Origin of the sequence: Actinomyces sp. oral taxon 448 str. F0400, assembly GCF_000220835.1 — a bacterium.
Taxonomy (GTDB): Bacteria; Actinomycetota; Actinomycetes; order Actinomycetales; family Actinomycetaceae; genus Actinomyces.
Genome location: NZ_GL985606.1, coordinates 131,000 through 150,501 on the forward strand (window position 1 = coordinate 131,000; position 19,502 = coordinate 150,501).

A 19,502-nucleotide genomic window follows, 5' to 3' on the forward strand; every position below is an offset into this window, starting at 1 on the left:
CTGCCCCCGCGCTCCCGACCACCTCGAACCGGCCCCCGCGCCGCACGTCTCATCTAGGCTTCGGGCCGTGACCCCCGCCCCGAGCCTCGACGTACGCGGCCCCTCCCCGGCGTCTCCGGGAGGCGCCCCGCTCGCTCCGCGTCCTCGACGCGTCGATTACCTCCTGGCCGTCGCCGTCGGGGTCGCTGCGGCTCCCGCGACCATGGTTCTGCTCGGTACCGCGTCGAGTCTGGCCGCCGCCGACCGACTGCCCCTGGCGGTGCTCCACCTCGCCCTGGCGCTGACGGTGTGCGCCGCCGCGCAGTGGTTCTTCGCCGTACGCTCCTCACTGGGCGGGCTCGCCGCCGGTCTGGTGGCACTGGTGGCGCAGGTGGCCGTGCTCCTGTCCCCGCAGGGGTCCCAGTCCGCCCCGACGCCGTGGGCGCGCACCTTCATTCCGACCGGTACGCTGCTGATCGCCGCGGGTGTGCTCCTGGGCGGCTCGTGGGGCATGCGCTACGCCCGCCGCGCTGGACGCGACGACGCCCGACTGGCCGTGCGCCTGACGGCGGCCGACCGCACCATGGGAGTGACGCCGTCCGCTCCGCCGTCGAGGCGTCGCGATCACGGCATGTCTCTCATTGTGACGGCGGCAACCACCGTTGCCGCCTTGGCGCTGCTCCAGCACGGTTACGCCGATCTGGTCGGCCCTCTCGGCGATTCCGCCAGCCCGGTCGACTCCCTCACGACCCTCGGCGCCCTCGTCCTGCTCGCCCTGGGCGCCTTCGTCACGGGTCGTTCGACCCTCGGCGCCCGGGCGACGGGCCCGTTGCTCGGGCTCGCCGGCCTGCCGGCGCTGCTCGGCGGGGCGCGACCCGCAGTGCCGGGAACGGAAGCGCTCGTGCGGTGGCTGCCCCACGACCCGACCGGTGTGGGCCTGATCGCGACCGGCATACTGCTCACGACGGTGGGCTGGGGCGCGCATCTGGCCAGGCACCGGAGCCGCGCCGAGGAGCTGGTCGGGCTCAGATCCGTCGAGCCGACGACGCCGGCGCTCGGCGCCGCCCACTCGCAGGAGGCATCATGACCCGCGGTCCGCGACGCTCCCGCAGAAGACCGCAACAGTCCCGCAGCCGCGGCCCCGGCACGCCTTCCCCCGGCCGTGCCGGGAGGCGACTACCGTGGCCCGCAGGAAGCAGGGTAGAAGGAGGCCTCGTGAGCACCGAGAATTCCAGTCGTTCCGAGAAGGAGGAGACCGAGGCGCCTAAGAAGGGCGGACCCGTCGATGCCGGTGACGCGTCCGCGGCCGGAGCCGTTTCCCCGCAGATGCCGTCCCCCACCCCGGCGCTCGGCGACGACGGCGAGCCCCCGGCCAAGCGCGAGGGACTCGGGCGGACCGGCGCCGCCGCTTCTCCGGGGCTGCCGGCACCGCCCACCGGGCCGGACGCAGGCGCACCGCCCACCGGGCCCGACGCAGCGGCCGCTGCGGGGAATTCCTCCGGCCCCGCCATGCCCTTGCAGCCCGGCGCCTCGGGTCCACCGGAACTGTCGCTGCCCGTCGATGCGAGGACGATTCCCGTGGGCCGCCCCGTCGACGATCCTCTTGAACTCGAAAGGCCCGGCCCCACCATCCCGTCCGTCCCCGATCCGGGAGCACCGGAGGAAGAAGGCCGGCCTCCCATCGAGGACACGGCCGTGCGCCGCCGCTCTCTGTTCACCGCCGCTCCCGCCTCCGGCCCCGCTGAGCAGGTGCCGGCGGAGCCCGACCCGGTACCCGATCGCGGTCGGGCGCCCGAGGGGAGGATCGCGGGTGACTCGGGATGGCGAACAGAGCCGCCTCAAGCGCCCGGCGCGGGACGCCAGGCGTTCACGACCCGGCCCCGAGGCGGAGCCGGTGCGGCGGGCCCCGGCGGCCCCGTCGACCGGGTCGGGCAGGACGCACCCGCCGCGCGCAGCAGCAGGAGCGCCCTGAAGGGCAGGCATGCCGCCGACGACGACGTGCCGCTCGACGGCTCCACTGTGGTCGGGCACCCGAAGTCGCGGACCGCCGCCCACTGGGCCGGCATCCTCGTGTCGATCGTGGCACTGCCCATCGCCTGGTTCTTCCTCCACGACGGCGCCTCGGCGGCGACCGCCGCACCGGCGGAGCCCCACGTGTTCACCACGTCGGCGCGCGGCGCGGTCGAGCTGGGGTCGGGCGCGCTGGCCCTCGCCGTCGCCCTGTGGATGGCGCGCTACACCAGTGCGGGCAGCATTGTCGTCGGGGTCGTTTCGATCCTGCTGGGACTGCCCTTCCTCGTCCTCCCCGGGGTGATGACCGACGTCGTCTCGCCATTCCTCGATGATCTGAACGCGCAGTCCGCCCTCGGCACGAGCCTGAGCGACTACCTGTGGGCCGACGCCGTCACCGGCAAGTTCCTGGCTCTGGGCGTGTTCATGGTGATGGTCGGCGTCGTCTCGCACTCGGCCCGACGCGCGGGACGACGCGAGCAGGAGGTCATCGACCGCGTGCGCCGCTCCGACTGACTGACGGCGGAGCGCTCTCGGCTAACCTGGAGGGCGTGCCCTTCCGCGTACCCCGGCCCGTCCCGACGGCTCCGGGGGCTCCGTCCACGGTTTCCGCGCGCGACGCCCTGCGCGACGTCGTGCCCGTTGTCATCGGCTATGCGACTTTGGGACTGGCCGCCGGCATGCTGCTGGTGGCCGAGGGGCTGTCGTGGTGGTGGGCGCCGCTGTGGAGCGTCGTCATCTACTCGGGCACGATGCAGATGCTGCTCGCGCCCCTGGCGGGATCGGGCGAGCCGTTGGCGGCGATCGCGACGACGACGGCCTTCGTCTCGAGTCGGCACGTCTTTTACGGACTGGGCTTCCCCCTGAACCGTGTGCGCGGGGGCGCCCTCGCCCGGTTCTACGCCGTCCACACCATCACCGATGAGGTCTACGCGCTGCTCGCTTCCAAGGATCGCACGGCGATGACCAGCCGCTACATCCTCACCATCGAAGCGGTCAGCCACGTGTCGTGGACTCTGGGGACGGCGGCGGGCGCCCTGGCGGGCACCGGGCTGGCGGCGCTGATCGGTGGGAACATCACACTGCTGGGCTTCGTCCTGACCTCTCTGTTCGTCGTTCTGGCCATCGAGAACTGGAGGAGCCATCCGGATCCGGCGGTCCTGGTCATCGGGGTCCTCGCGGGCGCCGTCGGCATGACGGTCGGGGGGTCGGCCGCCCTGCTCAGCGCTCTGGGTGTGCTGTCGGCGGGGCTCGTCGCGCTCTACTGCCGGCGCCGCTGCTCGACGAGCGGCCCCGCGGCTCGACGGGCCGTCTCCGGCGCGCCCGGCACGGACCCCGCCGAGCCCGGCGCGAGCGGAACGGATCACGAGTCCGGACGGGCCCGTTGATGCTGACCGATCCCCGCATCGCGGTCGCCGTGGTCGTCGTCGCGGTCATCACCTTCGTCTGCCGCGTCGCGCCCTTCGCGCTGCTGCGGGGTCGAAGCCGCAGCCCTCTGGTCGATTTCCTGGCCTCCACCATGCCGCTGGGCGTCATGATCGTCCTCGTGGCCTACACCCTCGACAGCGCCGCGCCGGCCACATGGCTTCCGGCCGTCGTCGGGATCGGGACGACGGCGGGCCTGCACCTGTGGCGCCGCTCGATCGGCCTGTCATTGATCGGCGGGACCGGCGTCTACATCCTGGCCAGCATCCTGCTGAGCTGAAGGGGCGGCCGGCGGCGGCCCGCCTATCGCAGGGCATCGGAGGAGATGCCGCCGACGGTCATGACCGCCCCGCAGAAGTAAGGCGCCGAGCCGGGCGCCGGTTCCCGGCTCGCACGTCGAGGCGAGCACAGTCGCGGCGAGGGGGAGAACGACGTCGAGCAGGAGGAACAGGTTGCACACGAGCATCCGCTGGTCGACGCGCCGCAGGGTGGAGACCATCGCGTGGCGGTCCAGCCGGACCCGGCCGATCAACATGACGCTGAGTGCGAAGCCCGCGCGGCCGGCCCACCGACCAGTGGCGGGCGCGGGCGGTGCGGTCGTCAGCCGAGCTGCGGCGTCGATCCCGGAGCAGCGAGGCGGCGGACCGCCGTGACGACGGCCGCACGCCTCTTCACATGCTCCTGCTCGGACAGAGGGCCGCAGAGCATCCGCGCCACTTGGGGAACGGCCGACCACCATCCCGCCACCGAGAGGACGAGCAGCATCAGGTGCGGAGCGTCGATGTCGGCGGTGATCGTTCCGGCGCTCTGTCCCTTCGTGACAGCCTCGGACTTGCACTCGTAGTACTCAGCGCGCAGAGTCTCATCGGGCACCTCGCCGTCGTAGGACAACGCCTCCCACCGCAGGAGCCGAATCAGTTCGGGGCGCTCGCGATGATAGTCGTAGACCCGCCCGGCGTAGTCGCCGATGTCCTCCGCGGCGAAGGACTCCACGGGCACCGATCGCGCCACCTCCGCCAACTCGTCGCGCAGCACCGCTGCGAACAACGCCCGCTTGTCGCCGAAGTAGTTGTACACGCGCTCCTTGTTGACTCCGGCCCTCTTCGCGATCCGCTCGATCGCCGTCCCGTCGGGCCCGTACTGGGCGAATTCCGCTGTCGCGGCCCTTTTGATCCTGCGTCTGGTCTCCGCCGTATCCCATGCCATCGGGTCACCTTCTCAACCACATCTCCAACGCAACCGTTGCATCTTGTGCACGAGCGTTCCTACGATAATGACCAACGTTACCGTTGGAAGGGGAGTGCACTCGCATGTCCGGCACGAACGTACTCGTCCTCGGCGCCACCGGCCGCACCGGCGCCGCCCTGCTCAGGCACCGCCCGCCGGGCGCGCGCCTGTACGCCGGCGCACGCCGGAGGGGAGCGAAGACCGCGCCCGTCCAACGTGGCGCCGACGGCGTGCGCCTCATCGACCTCGACGATCCATCGACGATGAGACGATCCCTGGCGGGGATCGATGTCGTCGTCAACGCGATCCGTCTGCGGGAGGACATCGCGGCGACCGCACTGATCGATCTTCACGAGCTGATCCGGCGGGCGAGCGATGAGGACGTCGACCTGCGAATCGTCCACGTGGGCGGCGCGGGATCCCTGCATCTGACGGGCGGACTCCGGTTCTGGCAGCACCCGTGCTTTCCGGCGGCGACGCTGCCGCGCGGGATCGCGCACGCCGAGCTCAGAGATCACCTCGAGACCGGCGGATGCGCGGCCCCGTGGACCTATCTCGTCCCGCCGCCCGACTACCTGCCCGATGGCCCGTGCACCGGCGATTACAAGCGGCTTGCGCCGTCGGACGATGAGACCCCGTTCCTCACCGGGCGGATCAGCTATGAGGACTTCTCCTTGGCCGTAGCGGACGCGATCGGCAACGGGTGGAGCGGAACGCACCTGATCCGCACGTGAGCTCGGCCTCGAAGGCGGGCCGAAGGCGCGAATCCACCGGCTCCGGGGACGGCGCCGCATCCACCGCCCGGAAGGCCGGCCCCAGCAGCGCTCCGCGGCCCGCACCCCCGACCGGACGGTCGGACCCCGTCGGCGCGCCCGGCGATCCGCCGCCCGGTAGGCTGCACTGGTGCCCGTCACCGTCGCCCTTCCCGGCCCTTGGACCCACCGCGACCTCACGGCCGGTGGGACTCGATTCCATGTGGCTCTCGCCGGGCCCGAGGAGCCGCTCGCCGGCGCCGGGACCGATAGCGACCCCGGTGCCGGCGGGACGACCGAGGGCGGTACTGTCCCGCCCGTCGAACCGCGCCTCGACGCGCCCCCCTCCCAGCCGCTGGTTCTTCTCGTTCACGGCTTCCCCGAGTGCTGGTGGACGTGGCGCCACGTCATCGGGCCCCTGGCGGATGCGGGCCATCGCGTCGCCGCCGTGGACCTGCGCGGCTTCGGCGGTTCGGACCGGCCGCCGTCGGGCTACGACCTGGTGACCCTGGCCTCCGACCTGGCCGCCGTCGTACGGGCGCTCGGGCACGAGAGAGCGGTCGTCGTCGGGGCCGGGCTGGGCGGCCAGGTCGCCTGGATGCTGGCGAGCCGGGAGCCGGCGACGGTCGCCGCCGTGGCGCCCGTGGGAGCACCCCACCCTCTGGCGCTCAGGTCGTTGCGCGGCCGGATCGTCTCGGGAGCGGCCCTGCAGTACCTGTGGCTCAAGACGCCGGGGCTGCCGGAGCGGTCGCTGCGCACGACGGCGGGCGTCGAGCGATTGCTGCGCTCCTGGGCGGGCCCGCGCACAAGGCAGGCCGCGGCCGAGCAGGCGGGATTCTACGCGGCGCTCATGGCGCGGCCGGGCGCGGCGCATTCCGCACTCGAGACGGTGCGCCGCACGATTCTCAGCCACGCGGAGGCGACCTGCCTGGACAATCCCGTGACCGTCCCCGTCATGAGCGTGCAGGGCGAGCAGGACCCGCTTCAGCCGGCGCAGGCCTACGCCCGCGACACCCACCACGTCGCCGGCCACCTGCGCCAGGTGACCGTGCGCGGCGTCGGGCACTTCCCCCAGGAGGAAGCGCCCGACCGGCTGATCGACATCATCCTGCCCTTCCTGATCGAGATCGGCCGGGGCCTGTAACCGGGCGGCGGGGCCGGCGCGACCTCACACCCCCACTCGCGGGCACAGCCCGGAGTCGACCAGCGCGCACTGCCCGCAACGGGGCGAGCGCGAGCGGCATACGGCCCGTCCGTGCTCGATGAGTCGGTGGCAGCCGTCGGTCCAGCGCTCCGGCTCCCACAGCGCGGCCAGGTCCCGCTCGACCTGCACCGGGTCCTTCGACGTCGTCCACCCCAGGCGCCGCGACAGACGACCCACATGGGTATCCACGGTGATCGCCGGCATCCCGAAGGCGTCGCCCAGCACGACGTTAGCGGTCTTGCGTCCCACACCCGGCAAGGTGACGAGCATCTCGCGCACCGGTGGGACAGCGCCGTCGAAGCGCTCGATCAGTTCGCCGCCCAGATCGATGAGCCGTGCGGCGCGCGTGCGCTGCATGCCGAGCGGCCGCAGCCGCGCCTCGAGGTCGCTCCGATCGGCGGCCGCCAGTGCGGCGGCGTCAGGGCAGGCCTCGAAGAGCCCTGAGGTGACCGTGTTGACGCGGGCGTCGGTGGTCTGGGCGGACAGCACCGTGGCCACCAGGAGTTGGAACGGGCCGTTGTGGTCCAGGGTGCAGCCGACGTCGGGATAGAGCTCGACGAGCTCATCGTCGACGGCGCGCGCACGCCAGACGAGGGACCCCGGGCGACTCGACACACGTGCAGGCACGGCGGCTCCTCTCCCTGGCTTCCCGCGGTTCTCCCGCGGCCTCCTTCCCGGCGCCCCCGGATCCTCCTCGGCGCTTCCCCCCTCCCCCGGAGTGCTCGGCCGAGCGGCGAGCGACGAGATCACAATCAAGACTACAGCGTCGGTCCGCGTGCCACAGATCACAAGCCGTGGCAGGATAGGGCGTGAGCCTGCCCGCCGCGCGCCGGGACTCAGACGATCAACCCCACCAGGAGGACCTTCGTGGAAGACAGCATCATCGCCAGAATCCCGCTTTTCGAGGGAATGACCCCTGAAGAGCAGGAAGAGCTGCGCGCCATGATGACGCAGACGACCCTGCGTCGTGGCGAGACCCTCTTCAACGAGGGGGACGCGGGTGACCGCCTTTACATCCTGCTCTCCGGCAAGGTGAAGCTCGGCCACGCCTCGGCGGACGGGCGGGAGAATCTGCTGGCCGTGCTCGGCCCCGGCGAGGTGGTCGGCGAGCTGACACTGTTCGACCCGGGCCCGCGCTCGACGACGGCCACCGCCGTCGCCCCCACCGAGCTGCTCACTCTCGAGCACGCTCAGCTCATGGGGTTCATCGAGTCGCACCCGGCCCTGGCCAAGGACATGCTGCGAGCTCTGGCTCAGCGCCTGCGCCGCACGAACACGGCTCTGGCCGACCTGGTCTTCTCCGACGTGCCCGGGCGCGTCGCCAAGGCCCTGCTGGACCTGGCCGACCGTTTCGGCTCGACGACGGAGGACGGTGTGCACGTCCCCCACGATCTGACCCAGGAGGAACTGGCGCAGCTGGTGGGCGCTTCCCGCGAGACGGTCAACAAGTCACTGGCCGAGTTCGTCTCCCGCGGGTGGATCCGCCTGGAGGGCCGTGCCGTCACACTGCTCGACGTCGATCGTCTCCGTCGACGCGCCCGCTGAAGGGGCCGGACCGGTCCTGGTGGCGGGATCCGCCGCCAGGACGGAGGCGAGCCGAGATGACCGCGACCGACCGATCCGGCACCGACCGCGACCCGCTGGAGTCCTGGGTCTCGGACCGGAGGGGACGCTCGGCAGTCAGGCGCGGGGGCGCTTGAGATAGGCGACGAGGCTGTCCGAGCCGGTCGGGCCGGGAACGACCTGGACGAGCTCCCACCCGTCGGCGCCCCACTGATCGAGGATCTGCTTAGTGGTGTGGATGAGCAGGGGGACGGTGGCGTACTCCCATGTGGTCGAGGTGGTCATGGGGCGAGCCTACGGGCAGCACCGCGCGCAGCGGAAGCGGGGTCCGACAGCTCATCTCACACGGGCCAGGATCCGAGGGGCGCGGCGAGCGTGGATCTCGGCGACGAGGTCGTCATCCTCCTGCCGCAGCCACTCGCTCCAGTCGGTCACCTCCGGGAAGCGGCGCAGCAGAGCCCGCCGCTCGCGCTCGGTCAGCCCGCCCCACACCCCGAAGGAGGAATCGGAGTCGAGAGCCTCGGCGAGACACTCCATACGAACCGGACACGAGAAGCACACTGACCGGATGTCCCGTTGCTCGGCGCCCTTACCGAAGAGCTGGTCCGGCTCGATGCCGGCGCACGCTGCTCGGGCAGCCCAGGTCTGATCGGTCGTCATTTCTTTCTCCCTAGCTGGTCGGCCGACCGCGCTGTCAGCCGCGTCACACCGACGACCGTATGTCAGGCGTCGCCCTCAGGCCAAATCCGCATCGACGCACGAGGCGCCTCGCACCGCTCACACCGACCCCACCAGCGACTCCTAGACCCTTCTCAGGTCGATCGCGGCGAATCCCACAGCGCCGAGACCAGGTTGCCCCGTAGGCTGTGCCCATGTCGAAGTCTCCCTCCCGCGGCAGGTCACTCACGTCGGCCCAGGTGGTCTCCATGCTCATGGTCTTCGTCCTTCTGTCGAGCGCCGGCGGCGTGCTCACCGCAGGGTTCGCGATGCCCATGGTCGGCGCTGCGACAGCTGTGACGAACGCCTCCGCCAAGCTCTTCGATGAGCTGCCCGACGACTTCAACGTTCTCGAGCCGAGCCAGATCTCGACCATCAAGGCCGCCGACGGCACGCAAATCGCCCAGTTCTACGCGGAGAACCGCATCGTCGTGCCCCTGGACGAGGTCGCGCCCATCATGCAGAACGCCATCGTCGCCGTGGAGGACCAGCGCTTCTACCAGCACAAGGGCGTCGATCCGACCGGCATCATCCGCGCCGTCGTCTCCAACGCCAACGGCGGGTCCCAGGGAGCATCGACTCTGACCCAGCAGTACGTCCGCAACGTCCTGGTGGAGGCCGCCATCCAGAAGGACGACACGGCGGCGCAGTCGGCCGCGACCGCCCGCTCGGCCGCCCGCAAGATCCGTGAGATCAAGTACGCACTGACCCTGGAGCAGAGGTACTCCAAGCAGCAGATCCTCGAGGGGTACCTCAATATCGCTGCCTTCGGCCCGTCGACCTACGGGGTCGAGGCCTCCGCGCGGCACTACTTCTCGCACTCCGCCAAGGACCTGTCGATCACCGAGTCGGCGCTCCTGGCGGGCCTGACCAACGCACCGGGCGCGTACGATCCGATCGCCTACCCGGACAAGGCGAAGGACCGTATGAACTGGGTCCTGGACAAGATGCACAAGGAGGAGTTCATCACCGATGAGGAATGGCAGGCCGGTTACAACACTCAGATCTCCGACATTCTGAACGTGTCGGACACCGTCGGAGGCTGCGGCACGGCCGGATCGGCGGCCTACTTCTGCGAGTACGTGGTCTCCGAGATCGAGAACTCCGATCTCTACGGAGCCACGGAGGCCGAGCGCAAGCAGCTGCTCCTGCGAGGAGGACTGACGATCACCACCACGCTCGATCAGAGCAAGCAGCAGGCGGCGGACGACGCCGTGCAGCACTACGTGCCGACACGAGACCCCTCCAACGTCAAAGCCGCACTGGCCTCCGTCGAACCGGGCACGGGCCGCATCATGGCCATGAGTCAGAACACGGACTACGGCGTGACGACCGACAGCGATTCCTCAGTGACGCAGATCTCCTTCAGTGCGGACGCCTCCCACGGCGGTCTGGAGACCGGCGGCGGCAGCTCCGGATTCCAGCCGGGCTCGACCTTCAAGGCCTTCGTCCTGGCGGAGTGGTACCAGGAGGGCCGCTCCGGCTACACATCCATGAACACCTCGCCGCGGACCTTCGGACGCTCGACGTGGAACATCTCCTGCGATCCCTCCAAGGCCGACACATGGGACGTCAGGAACGCCAATGACTCCGAGAGCGGAGCGCACAACGTGATTCAGAGTACTGCTCAGTCCATCAACGTCGGCTTCGCCCAGATGACCTCCGAAATGGACATCTGCAACATCACGAACCTGGCCGCCAAGCTCGGGGTCACCAATAACTCCGGCGATCCCCTGACTCCAACGCCCTCGATCGCACTGGGCTCGCAGGAGGTCACGCCGCTGCAGATGGCCAACGCCTACGCGTCATTCGCAGCCCACGGCGTGTACTGCCGTCCGATCGCCATCGACTCCATCGAGGACGCCGACGGCAGTCCGATGGACGTGCCCTCCGCCAACTGCTGGCAGGCGATGGACGCCACCGCCGCGGATCAGACAGCGCTGACCCTCACCCACGTATTCGATAAGGACGGCACCGGAAAGGACATTCCTCTCAGCGGCCGGACGGCGGCCGGCAAGACCGGTACGACCGAGGACATGGACAACGCCTGGTTCACAGGCTTCACACCGCAGCTGGCGGCGTCCGTGTGGCTGGGCCACTCGGAGGGCTACTCCCGGATGGACCACCAGACCATCGGCGGTCACTACTACACGACCATGTACGGTTCGGACGCCCCGGCGCCGCTGTGGCAGCAGTACATGAACGAGGCGCTGGCGGGACAACCCGATCCGGGCTTCAGTCAGCCGAGCCTCGGGGCTCATGCCTCCGGAACCCCGGGCGGGAACTGACACGCAATGCCCATCACGCACAGCACGGCGCGCACGCTCGCCCGTGCCGCGGGAGGTGTGACCGCCGCGGGGATCTGCCTGCTCGGCTATACGCTCCTGGAGGCGCGCCGCCCCGTCCTGCGTCGTATCGATGTCCCCGTCCTCGCCCCCGGCGAGCGGCCCCTGACAGTCCTGCACCTGGCGGATCTGCACCTGACCGACCGCACTGAGGCTCGAGTGGCCTGGGTGCGGGAGTTGGCTCGAGTACGCCCGGACGTCGTCGTCAACACCGGGGACAACCTGTCCTTCGCCAGCGGCCTGGAACCACTCGCGCGCGCGCTCGAACCCCTCCTCGGCCTGCCCGGAGCCTTCGTCCTGGGAGACCACGACTATCGCACGACGCTTTTCAGACTCCCCACGCGCTATCTGCGTACGAACCCGGTGTCGGCCTACGAGGGACTCGACGAGGCCGAGATTGCGCTGCCGTGGGAGGCGGTGCGCGATCTGCAGGCCTCGGGCGGGTGGACCGATCTGACCAACACCCGCAGCGCACTCATCACGGGCGGCAGACGCATCGACCTGGTAGGCGTGGATGATCCGCACGCCGAACGCGACGCCTATCCTGCGCCGGGGCACCCGGCGCAGGAAAGCTCGGGAATCGCGGTGCGCGACCGCGACGGCCATCGGTTGCGGATCGGGCTGGTCCACTCCCCCTATCGGCGCGTGCTCGACGCCATGGCGGCCGACGGCGTCGGGCTGGCACTGGCAGGCCACACGCACGGGGGTCAGCTGTGCCTGCCCGGTGTCGGAGCGCTGGTGACCAACTGCGACCTCGATCGGGGGCGGGCCTCAGGCCTGTCGCAATGGCCGGGGCGCACCGGCACGTCGGAAGCGACTGGTGACATGTACCTGCACGTCTCAGCGGGGTTGGGCACGAGCCCGTACACGCCCGTGCGTCTGGCCTGTCCTCCCGAAGCGACCCTACTCACGCTGCGGCCGGCGGCCTGAACGCGATTCCACTTCCCATCCGCATCTCGACGCCGGATCAGCGGCGACCCTATCGGGTCTGCGGATTGCTCGACGGCGCCGTGCGCGAGAGTTCGCGCTCGAAGGTCGTCAGGGCCCGTGGTGAGGCGAGGACGAAACGGATGAGTTCCAGGGCGACCACGGCCTGCGGGGCGGCGGCGCGGGCCTCCAGCTGCCGTGCCTGGTCGACGGCGATCCGGGCGACATCCTCCATCGACCATCCGAAGGCGCCGGCGCTCACGGCCGGCAGGGCGATGGAACGGCAGCCCAGCCGAACGGCGAGCTCCAGACTGCTCGCGAAGGCGTCGCGCAGGAGTCGGGGGTCGTTCTGCCCGGCGTGACGGTTCGGGCCGACGGTGTGGATGACCCACCGGGCGGGCAAGTCGAAGCCTGGAGTCTCGATGGCGTGCCCGACGTCCAGGCCGCCGGGCAGCTCGGTGCGGCGCAGCGCCTTGCAGGCGGCGAGCAGCTCCGGGCCGGCGGCACGGTGGATGGCGCCATCGACTCCTCCTCCGCCCAGAAGCGCGCGGTTGGCGGCGTTGACGATGGCGTCGACCTGCTGCGTGGTGATGTCACCGGTGACGGCTTCGATTCTCATCCTGATCTCCCTCCCGGTCTCCCCGGACCCGCACGCACCGTCGGCCTGGAGTCGGCGGGCGACGACTCCGGGCCGGGATCGATAGCGGCGGGGCGAGAGCACGTGCGACGTCAGTGAACCCGCTTCCCGACGCAGGATGCAAGACCGAGCGGCGCGTGACCGACGCCTCCTCAGCCGAATTTCCTTCCATTGTGACGATCCGACTATGCTGTTCCCTGCTGCACGCGGGGTGTGGCGCAGCTTGGTAGCGCGCTTCGTTCGGGACGAAGAGGCCGTGGGTTCAAATCCCGCCACCCCGACGACGAGCACGTCGACGAGCTCGCTCGTATGACGTGCGAGGAGGGCGGTGCTGCAGGCCACCGAGCTGAATGGCTACCGAACTTCGCCGCGACGCCCTCAGCCGGAGGTCGTCAGACGCACGAGATCCGCGATCATGTCCTGGTCCGATGTCCAACCGACAAGGACGCCGCGTTCGGGCAACGACACGATCCCGTGTAGCCCGCACCAGAACAGGCGCGCCGCCGTCTGCGCGTCCAGGTCGTCATGCGTCGAGCAGGCACCGATCAGCGTGGCAACGGCGTCGAACAGCTCAGCGCCGGGCATATTCATCTGCTCGGCGGGCACCCTGGAACTGTCGAACAGACCGTGATAGGTGGCGGAGCTGGTTCTCCCCCATTCCACGTAGCGCTCGGCCATGACGATCAACTGGGCACGGGCCCGTTCGGGGAACAGGTCATCGAGCCTCACCCCCTCAGTCAAGGCCGCCGCGAGCGCCGCGAAGCGCTTGGTGAGCACCTCGCCGACCAGCTCCTGGCTGCTGGCGAAGTGACGGTAGGGCGCCATCGGCGAGACACCGGCGCGTCGTGCCACCTCGCGCAGGGAGATCGTGTCCGGGGACGCGACCTCGTCCAGCAGGCTGTCGGCCGCGTTGAGCAAGTCCTCGCGCAGGCGCCATCCTTCGCCTCGACGATTGCGTGTACGCCGGCTCCGGCCGGGGCCGGACGCGGCTGATGAGGACTGTGCGCTCACATCGTGCGAGTATGCCAGACCCGACATCGGCCTGCGGCGACTGACGGGAACGGCATGGTCTCGTTACAGTAAACGACTGTCTGCTCAATCGGGCGGGACCTTACTGCCTCGCGTCCTCCGGCACGGACGCGGCGGGCGGGGCGCTTCATGCCCCGCCCCGAGTCCCGGCCTGAAGCCCGGGCGTCGATCGTCGGCGTCGGCACGTGAGCCGGTCCATCCGGGCCCGTAGACGCCAGCGGGTTTCATCCCTGGACGTCGCGCATGAGGATGACGAGCTGCACCCGGTCGCGCAGGTTCAGCTTGGACAGGATGCGGGTGACGTTCTTCTTCACCGAGCCGGGGGCGATGATCAGGCGCTGCGCGATCTCGGCGTTGGTCAGTCCCTGGGCGACGAGTTCGGCCACCTCGCGCTCACGCGGGCTCAGCCTCCCCAGCTGGTTCTGGGCGGCGCGCTGCTGGGGCGAGGTCGCCGAGCGGATCATGTGCCGGTTGATCAGCTGGCGGGTGATGCGCGGGGTGAGAATGGCGTCGCCGCAGGCAACGGCTCGGATCGCCTGGTGGAGCTGCGCCATTCGACTGTCCTTGAGCAGGAAGCCCGAGGCTCCGGCGGACAGCGCGCCGAAGGCGTAATCGTCCTGGTCGTAGGTGGTCAGCACCAGCGTTCTGATGGACGGGTAGAGCTGGGTGATGCGCGCGGTGGCGTCGACCCCGTTGAGGACGGGCATGCGAACGTCCATGAGTATGACGTGGGGCAGCGGCCGGTGGGCGCCGCTCAGGCGGGCGAGCTGGTCGAGGGCGTCCCGGCCGTCGACGGCGAGGCCGAGGACCTGCATGTCGGGGGCCCGTCTGATCATGAGGGACATGCCCATGCGGGCGCCCTTCTGGTCATCGACGATCATGACGGTGATCGGCCCGCCGGACCCGCTTGCGCCGCTGGAGGATGAGGTCGTCATAGGTTCTTCCCAAAGGGCTGAAGGGGGATGACGGCGCGCAGGCTCCATCCGCCGGGGATGGGGCCGGCGCTCAGGACGCCACCGCGCTCGCGGAGCATATCGGCCAGGTGGGTCAGCCCGTTGCCGGGCGGGGGCACGGGTCGTCGCTGGGCTCCGACATCCTGGGTATTGGCGCCGTCGTCGGACACCGTGATCCGGGTGGCGGAGTCGTCGTGGTCCAGAGCGAGGACGATGCGGGTGGCGCCTGCGGCGTGGCGCATGACGTTGGTTAGGGCCTCGCGCACGACGGTGAAGACGGTGTCCGCGATGACGGGATCCTCGGGGCGCGGTCCGGTCTCGGCCAGGGCGACGGCGAGGCCGGTGCGGCGCGTGGTGCCCAGGACGCCGGCGAGGTCGTCCCATCCGTGGAGGGCGCCGGCCGGTCCGAGGGCGGCGGGGGGCTGCTCAGCAGGCGTTCTCCTGCCCGGTTCGGCGGCGGCGGGCTGGAGGGCGTCGACGGCGTGACGCGTGTCAGCGAGTCCGTCGCGGGCGAGGGCGTTGATGGCGGTGATGGCCTCGTCGAGCTCGGCGTCCCCCGTGATGCCCGCCAGGCCCTCGGATAGGGAGAGGATGGCGGTCAGGTCGTGCCCTACGGAGTCGTGGAGCTCGGCGGCCACGCGCGCCTGGCTGCGGGCGGCGTCGCGCTGTGCGGTGAGCCGCTGCTCGGCGGTATGGGCGGCGAACTGGGCGTCGCCGTGCTCGAGGGCCTCTCTGCGGGACCGGGAGATCGATGCCGCAGTGACGGCGGCGGCGAGGAAGAAGACATCGGGGGCAACCACCTCGACCAGGGGAGAGGAACCGGTCAGAACGGCGGGGAGGATCCAGCAGGCGGTGATGACGAGCAGGCCGATCACGCGCTGAAGGGTCCCGGCGATGACGAACAGGGAGTAGAGGGCCACCAGCGGAGGCAGAGCCAGGATCGACCTCGGTCCCCACAGGTCGGTGACCGCTGAGGCCAGGCCGGTGGCGATGACGGCCGCGAGCGGCCAGCGGCGTCGGCCGAGCAGGGTCAGCACGGCGAGGATGCACAGGAGCGTCCATGAGCCGATGCTGATGTCGGGGTTCCCGGACAGAGAGTGGTTCAGGACGAGCAGCTCGAACAGGGCCATGGCGGCCACGACGCCCCACAGCGTCACGACGCTGGTGCGCCACCAGCCGACACTACGGTCCAGGAGGGTCCGCGGGGCCCTCATTTCCGTCGCGGTCGGCTCGGGCCGAGCGGGCTCCGCGGATGATCCGAGGGGTGCGGGAATTGTCGACGGAGTCGAGCCCCCGAGCCGGGTCATGGTGCGCCATGCGGCCACGACCCGGTCCAGGAGGGGGCGCGGGGACATTGTCTGCGGGGTCGCGCTCATGAGGCCCGGTTGACGGCACGCCGCAGCGCCAGTGCCCATACGAGCGCCCACAGGATGCCGAGTAAAGTGACGAAGATCATAGAACTCATGGAGTCGATACTACCAGGATCACGAGAAGCACAGGCTGCGGTTATGAACGACGACGGGAGAAGAGCACCGGCCCGAGGAGCCATCACCGTGATAGCGGACCCAGCCACAACCACCACCAGCACGGTAGCCATGACCGAGGAGAATGATGTCATGATAACGCCGAGCCAGGCGAAGAACAGCTCAGCGGCAAGGATCGACACGGCAACAGGAACAATGCGCTCTGCGTACGGCCCGAGCCCTGCCGGGTCGAATCCGAGCAGCAGCCCCGTTATGACGAACTCCACCAGGAGTACCAACGCACTGAGCAGTGCGACCTGGGCCATATGGAGGATTTTACCGAGGATCATAGCGTCCTGCAGACGGTTCGCGTTCATACGCTGCCAGTTTCGTCCCGCATGCTCGCCGGCGGCGATCTGCGCGATGAGCGCCCCCACGAGTAGAGGGATGAACATCATGGACGGCAGAAGCGTTGCCTGTCCCCACACGGCCAGCCAGCTCGCCCCCTGAGCATCGAATACGTCCCGATAACTGACATACTGGCTCGATCCGGACGCCATCCCAAGAGTGCACAAGACCACCAGCGCCACCCAGTACCAACGACTGGAGGCCTTACGGTTCTCCCACACCCAGGCCGCCCGCACCGACGGACCAGATCGAGATCCCTGACGCTGCGAAGAACTCATGAAGGGCTCCGGCGAGGCCGGGAGCGAAGAGACTGTTGAGACGCTCATCGGTGACTCTCCTTGTAAACGATAACGAGGTTGGCCAGTACGACCCAGACAATGGCGACGATGACGGCGAGTGCAGAATTGAGCCATGGGCGAGACACCAGCAAGACCGTGCCGGCGCGTAATGTGGGAGCGTAATCAATCGGGCTGGCGGCACCAGCGACCCCCCACGGAATCAGCCAGCCCAGCGGTGCCAGATGATAGGGCGGCAGACCGGAGCAGAGGAAGGCCGCCAGAGCGCCGACCCCCAGTCCGACGCCCTGTTTGTGAACGCAGATCGCCAATGTCAGCTGAACCGCCACCGCCGCCACCGAGGCGGCCGCCACGACGATCAGGGCGGGCCACAGCGCCTCCTGATAGGCCGGTGTTGTTTTCAGCCCCATCCCTGGACCCATCAGGGCGACATACGCCACAAGCAGAACCTGGCCGAGCACAAGGACAATGGACCCCAGAGAGAGCTTCCCGACAAAACGGGTGCTCTCACGCTGCCCCAGAGCGGTGAGCAGCAACCCCATCCGCTCTTCGGTGTCCACCGTCGCCAGACGGGAGGCCAGTATTGCTGCAATAATCGGCGGCATCAACGTAGCCAGAGAGAGGACCTCATTAAGAGACAACTCCAGCGTACGCATCTCAGGAGGTCCGCTAGCCCGCCTGGCTGTAGCGGCAGCCACCCATGCGAACTGGAGACCCATAGCCCCTGCAGCCATAAGCCAGAAGCGGCGCCGCTTGATCTTGTGTAGCTCCATGCCGATGGTGCTCACCGCTGCACCCCCCGCCCGGTCGGAATACGGGTGGTGGGAGCGGCCGTCGGATAACCGGTGCCCACGGCCACCGGCGAGGGGCTTGCGGCCGCCGGGAACGAGGTGGGGTCGGGCGCGGTCATCGACGGGCGGACGCCGGGGGCAGGCATCGGCGAGGCGGCGCTCGCGGCCGGGCCGGATCGGTGGCCGAGCGGGTCGGTGAGTTCGAGGAAGGCCTGCTCCAGGGTCTTACGGACCGTCTGCACACGGAACACGGTATTGTTCGAGCGCACGATGCTGGTCACCAGGTCGCCGACCACCTCGTCGGGAAGCATGGGGATGCGCACCGTCCGGCCGCGGACCTGGTGGGCGATGCGCTGCTCGTCGAGCAGGGCGGCCGCACCCGCCGGATCGGAGACGGTGACGTCGATGACGCCGTCGTCCTGGAGCCCGGACAGCGGGCCCTGATAGCGCAACCGCCCGGCGCAGATGATGCCGACGATATCCGCCATCTGCTCGATCTCGCTGAGGATGTGGGAGGAGACGAGGACGGTCATGCCCTCCTGGCGGGCCAGAGCCATGATGAGCTGGCGGATCTCGGCGACGCCGGCGGGGTCCAGTCCGTTGGTCGGTTCGTCCAGAAGCATGAGCGGAGGGTCGGCCAGGAGGGCCATGGCCAGCCCCAGACGCTGCTTCATACCCAGGGAGTAGTCCTTGACGAGCTTCTTGTCCTGGCCGGTCAGTGCGACGGTGGCCAGGGTGTGCTGGACGCGCGCCCGCGGCAGGCCGAGATAGTCGGCGACCATGGTGAGATTCTCCGGGCCGGTGAGCCTCGGGTAGTAGGAGGGCCCCTCGATGAGGGAGCCGATGGTACCGGCCGGCAAGGGCGAGCGGACGCTCACCGGGTGGCCCATGACGCTCATGGTCCCCGAGGTGGGGCGGGTCAACCCCAGGAGGAGCTTCATGGTGGTGGACTTCCCGGCGCCGTTGGGGCCGAGGAACCCGTAGATGCCGCCGTGGGGGACCCGCAGGTCCACGTGGTCGACGGCGTGGAAGTCGCCGTAGGTCTTCGTCAGGCCGTCGGTGGCGACGACCAGGTCGTGCGCGCCGCGTCCGGGGCCGGAGGACGGCTGTCCCGCCGGGCCGAGCGTCGCGGGAGCCGACTGCTGCGCGGGCGGCCGGCCTGGAGCCGACCAGGGCGCGGTCGCGGGTGCGGGGGAGTTCGCTGCTGTGCTCATGGAGCCATGAGACCTCGAGGCCGTGCCCGCCCGCACCGCTGGAGCTGAAGCTGTCACCCATGGGGTACTGCCGCGGGCCGGCGACCCGGCAGGTCGGAGTATTCCCCGGAATCATGAGGTTTCACTCTATCGACATCACCGCCGTCAGCGGCACCACGATCAAATCAGATAACAGTGAAACAAAAAGTGCGACAAAGATATTGTTCTGTTACGCAAACCGCCCCGGATAACAATTCCGCAACCACTGTCACCCCAGGGTGACAAACGACTTCAGCCACTAGCGCTCCCGTCCCACAAGGCAAAGACTCGTCCCGTGACCGCGATCACCGTCGGGTGGCTTTCGGATCTCACCCTCACACCTCACTCAGAACCACGAAAGGACATATTATGACTGCTGACATTCTCGTTGAGATGACCGACGCCGAACTCGACGCCACCCTCGGCGCAGGGAACGGGGTGTTCCACACCATCTCCCACGAGTGCTACTACAACTCCTGGGCATTCATCTTCACCTGCTGCTGACCATTGACCGTCCAATAGGCCGGTAGACACGTAAACCAGC

Annotated in this window: 21 protein-coding genes and 1 tRNA gene; 11 read left to right on the top strand and 11 right to left on the bottom strand. The window is 69.5% G+C overall.

Annotation, left to right across the window (positions count from 1 at the left end):
• Positions 1-67: 67 nt before the first annotated feature.
• From HMPREF9062_RS00595 to HMPREF9062_RS00610, 4 genes are all read left to right on the top strand, one after another.
• The gene (locus tag HMPREF9062_RS00595) at positions 68-1,066 is read left to right on the top strand and encodes a hypothetical protein (RefSeq protein WP_253270622.1); all 999 of its coding nucleotides are present in this window, start codon (positions 68-70) and stop codon (positions 1,064-1,066) included.
• Positions 1,067-1,194: 128 nt separating this feature from the next.
• Entirely contained in the window at positions 1,195-2,505 is a 1,311-nt protein-coding gene (locus tag HMPREF9062_RS12000; protein ID WP_050795227.1) for a hypothetical protein, read from the top strand.
• A 35-nt stretch (positions 2,506-2,540) separates the two neighbouring features.
• Entirely contained in the window at positions 2,541-3,377 is an 837-nt protein-coding gene (locus HMPREF9062_RS00605) for an AzlC family ABC transporter permease (protein ID WP_009409657.1), read from the top strand.
• Positions 3,377-3,694 (top strand): branched-chain amino acid transporter permease, encoded by a 318-nt coding sequence (locus HMPREF9062_RS00610; RefSeq protein ID WP_009409658.1) that lies wholly within the window; start codon positions 3,377-3,379, stop codon positions 3,692-3,694. The genes HMPREF9062_RS00605 and HMPREF9062_RS00610 overlap by 1 nt, the downstream gene beginning before the upstream one ends.
• 320 nt (positions 3,695-4,014) lie before the next feature.
• On the opposite strand, the gene HMPREF9062_RS00615 is transcribed toward HMPREF9062_RS00610, so the two are convergent.
• Entirely contained in the window at positions 4,015-4,620 is a 606-nt protein-coding gene (locus HMPREF9062_RS00615) for a TetR family transcriptional regulator (RefSeq protein WP_009409659.1), read from the bottom strand.
• A 104-nt stretch (positions 4,621-4,724) separates the two neighbouring features.
• On the opposite strand from HMPREF9062_RS00615, the gene HMPREF9062_RS00620 reads away from it, so the two are divergent.
• Entirely contained in the window at positions 4,725-5,375 is a 651-nt protein-coding gene (locus HMPREF9062_RS00620; RefSeq protein WP_009409660.1) for an NAD(P)-dependent oxidoreductase, read from the top strand.
• A gap of 169 nt (positions 5,376-5,544) precedes the next feature.
• Positions 5,545-6,537 carry an alpha/beta fold hydrolase gene (locus tag HMPREF9062_RS00625; protein ID WP_009409661.1) on the top strand — a complete coding sequence of 331 codons (993 nt, stop codon included), beginning with the start codon at positions 5,545-5,547 and terminating at the stop codon, positions 6,535-6,537.
• A 24-nt stretch (positions 6,538-6,561) separates the two neighbouring features.
• Here the strand turns inward: HMPREF9062_RS00625 and nth are convergent, their stop codons facing one another.
• Positions 6,562-7,224, bottom strand: a complete 663-nt coding sequence (nth, locus tag HMPREF9062_RS00630; RefSeq protein ID WP_009409662.1) for an endonuclease III — start codon at positions 7,222-7,224, stop codon at positions 6,562-6,564.
• 240 nt (positions 7,225-7,464) lie between these two features.
• On the opposite strand from nth, the gene HMPREF9062_RS00640 reads away from it, so the two are divergent.
• Positions 7,465-8,142 carry a Crp/Fnr family transcriptional regulator gene (locus HMPREF9062_RS00640; RefSeq protein WP_009409663.1) on the top strand — a complete coding sequence of 226 codons (678 nt, stop codon included), beginning with the start codon at positions 7,465-7,467 and terminating at the stop codon, positions 8,140-8,142.
• A gap of 135 nt (positions 8,143-8,277) precedes the next feature.
• On the opposite strand, the gene HMPREF9062_RS12295 is transcribed toward HMPREF9062_RS00640, so the two are convergent.
• A complete protein-coding gene (locus HMPREF9062_RS12295) occupies positions 8,278-8,445 on the bottom strand; it encodes a DUF4177 domain-containing protein (protein WP_009409664.1) in 168 nt (55 codons plus the stop codon).
• Positions 8,446-8,496: 51 nt separating this feature from the next.
• On the bottom strand, positions 8,497-8,820 hold the full coding sequence (locus tag HMPREF9062_RS00645; protein WP_009409665.1) for a WhiB family transcriptional regulator: 324 nt from the start codon (positions 8,818-8,820) through the stop codon (positions 8,497-8,499).
• Positions 8,821-9,032: 212 nt separating this feature from the next.
• Here HMPREF9062_RS00645 and HMPREF9062_RS00650 point away from each other — a divergent pair, with 212 nt between their 5' ends.
• Both HMPREF9062_RS00650 and HMPREF9062_RS00655 read left to right on the top strand, forming a co-directional pair.
• Positions 9,033-11,165, top strand: a complete 2,133-nt coding sequence (locus HMPREF9062_RS00650) for a transglycosylase domain-containing protein (RefSeq protein WP_009409666.1) — start codon at positions 9,033-9,035, stop codon at positions 11,163-11,165.
• Positions 11,166-11,171: 6 nt separating this feature from the next.
• Entirely contained in the window at positions 11,172-12,152 is a 981-nt protein-coding gene (locus HMPREF9062_RS00655) for a metallophosphoesterase (protein ID WP_009409667.1), read from the top strand.
• Between the two features lie 49 nt (positions 12,153-12,201).
• Here the strand turns inward: HMPREF9062_RS00655 and HMPREF9062_RS00660 are convergent, their stop codons facing one another.
• Entirely contained in the window at positions 12,202-12,768 is a 567-nt protein-coding gene (locus HMPREF9062_RS00660; protein WP_034253427.1) for an O-acetyl-ADP-ribose deacetylase, read from the bottom strand.
• A gap of 225 nt (positions 12,769-12,993) precedes the next feature.
• On the opposite strand from HMPREF9062_RS00660, the gene HMPREF9062_RS00665 reads away from it, so the two are divergent.
• Positions 12,994-13,067, top strand: a tRNA-Pro gene (locus HMPREF9062_RS00665).
• 97 nt (positions 13,068-13,164) lie between these two features.
• Here the strand turns inward: HMPREF9062_RS00665 and HMPREF9062_RS12005 are convergent.
• The 6 genes from HMPREF9062_RS12005 to HMPREF9062_RS00695 form a co-directional block, all read right to left on the bottom strand.
• Complete coding sequence (locus HMPREF9062_RS12005; protein WP_216584396.1) at positions 13,165-13,797, bottom strand: TetR/AcrR family transcriptional regulator; 633 nt, start codon at positions 13,795-13,797, stop codon at positions 13,165-13,167.
• Positions 13,798-14,039: 242 nt separating this feature from the next.
• Positions 14,040-14,750 carry a response regulator gene (locus HMPREF9062_RS00675; protein ID WP_009409670.1) on the bottom strand — a complete coding sequence of 237 codons (711 nt, stop codon included), beginning with the start codon at positions 14,748-14,750 and terminating at the stop codon, positions 14,040-14,042.
• Positions 14,747-16,144 carry a sensor histidine kinase gene (locus HMPREF9062_RS00680; RefSeq protein WP_253270623.1) on the bottom strand — a complete coding sequence of 466 codons (1,398 nt, stop codon included), beginning with the start codon at positions 16,142-16,144 and terminating at the stop codon, positions 14,747-14,749. The genes HMPREF9062_RS00675 and HMPREF9062_RS00680 overlap by 4 nt, the downstream gene beginning before the upstream one ends.
• A complete protein-coding gene (locus HMPREF9062_RS00685; RefSeq protein ID WP_050795229.1) occupies positions 16,141-16,965 on the bottom strand; it encodes an ABC transporter permease in 825 nt (274 codons plus the stop codon). Before HMPREF9062_RS00685 ends, HMPREF9062_RS00680 begins: the two co-directional genes overlap by 4 nt.
• The gene (locus tag HMPREF9062_RS00690; RefSeq protein ID WP_291455118.1) at positions 16,962-17,708 is read right to left on the bottom strand and encodes an ABC transporter permease; all 747 of its coding nucleotides are present in this window, start codon (positions 17,706-17,708) and stop codon (positions 16,962-16,964) included. Before HMPREF9062_RS00690 ends, HMPREF9062_RS00685 begins: the two co-directional genes overlap by 4 nt.
• Positions 17,709-17,719: 11 nt before the next feature.
• Positions 17,720-18,940: an ABC transporter ATP-binding protein gene (locus HMPREF9062_RS00695; protein WP_009409674.1), complete on the bottom strand. Its 1,221-nt coding sequence runs from the start codon at positions 18,938-18,940 to the stop codon at positions 17,720-17,722.
• 387 nt (positions 18,941-19,327) lie between these two features.
• On the opposite strand from HMPREF9062_RS00695, the gene HMPREF9062_RS00700 reads away from it, so the two are divergent.
• The gene (locus tag HMPREF9062_RS00700) at positions 19,328-19,462 is read left to right on the top strand and encodes a lacticin 481 family lantibiotic (RefSeq protein ID WP_009409676.1); all 135 of its coding nucleotides are present in this window, start codon (positions 19,328-19,330) and stop codon (positions 19,460-19,462) included.
• The last annotated feature ends 40 nt before the right edge of the window (positions 19,463-19,502 follow it).

Coding starts and splice junctions, on each gene's coding strand:
- HMPREF9062_RS00700 (WP_009409676.1), top strand. CDS start 19,328: ATGACTGCTGACATTCTCGTTGAGATGACCGACGCCGAACTCGACGCC.
- HMPREF9062_RS00610 (WP_009409658.1), top strand. CDS start 3,377: ATGCTGACCGATCCCCGCATCGCGGTCGCCGTGGTCGTCGTCGCGGTC.
- HMPREF9062_RS00695 (WP_009409674.1), bottom strand. CDS start 18,940: ATGAGCACAGCAGCGAACTCCCCCGCACCCGCGACCGCGCCCTGGTCG.
- HMPREF9062_RS00685 (WP_050795229.1), bottom strand. CDS start 16,965: ATGAGCGTCTCAACAGTCTCTTCGCTCCCGGCCTCGCCGGAGCCCTTC.
- HMPREF9062_RS00620 (WP_009409660.1), top strand. CDS start 4,725: ATGTCCGGCACGAACGTACTCGTCCTCGGCGCCACCGGCCGCACCGGC.
- HMPREF9062_RS00675 (WP_009409670.1), bottom strand. CDS start 14,750: ATGACGACCTCATCCTCCAGCGGCGCAAGCGGGTCCGGCGGGCCGATC.
- HMPREF9062_RS00660 (WP_034253427.1), bottom strand. CDS start 12,768: ATGAGAATCGAAGCCGTCACCGGTGACATCACCACGCAGCAGGTCGAC.
- HMPREF9062_RS00650 (WP_009409666.1), top strand. CDS start 9,033: ATGTCGAAGTCTCCCTCCCGCGGCAGGTCACTCACGTCGGCCCAGGTG.
- HMPREF9062_RS00680 (WP_253270623.1), bottom strand. CDS start 16,144: ATGAGCGCGACCCCGCAGACAATGTCCCCGCGCCCCCTCCTGGACCGG.
- HMPREF9062_RS00645 (WP_009409665.1), bottom strand. CDS start 8,820: ATGACGACCGATCAGACCTGGGCTGCCCGAGCAGCGTGCGCCGGCATC.
- HMPREF9062_RS00690 (WP_291455118.1), bottom strand. CDS start 17,708: ATGGAGCTACACAAGATCAAGCGGCGCCGCTTCTGGCTTATGGCTGCA.
- HMPREF9062_RS00615 (WP_009409659.1), bottom strand. CDS start 4,620: ATGGCATGGGATACGGCGGAGACCAGACGCAGGATCAAAAGGGCCGCG.
- HMPREF9062_RS12295 (WP_009409664.1), bottom strand. CDS start 8,445: ATGACCACCTCGACCACATGGGAGTACGCCACCGTCCCCCTGCTCATC.
- HMPREF9062_RS00655 (WP_009409667.1), top strand. CDS start 11,172: ATGCCCATCACGCACAGCACGGCGCGCACGCTCGCCCGTGCCGCGGGA.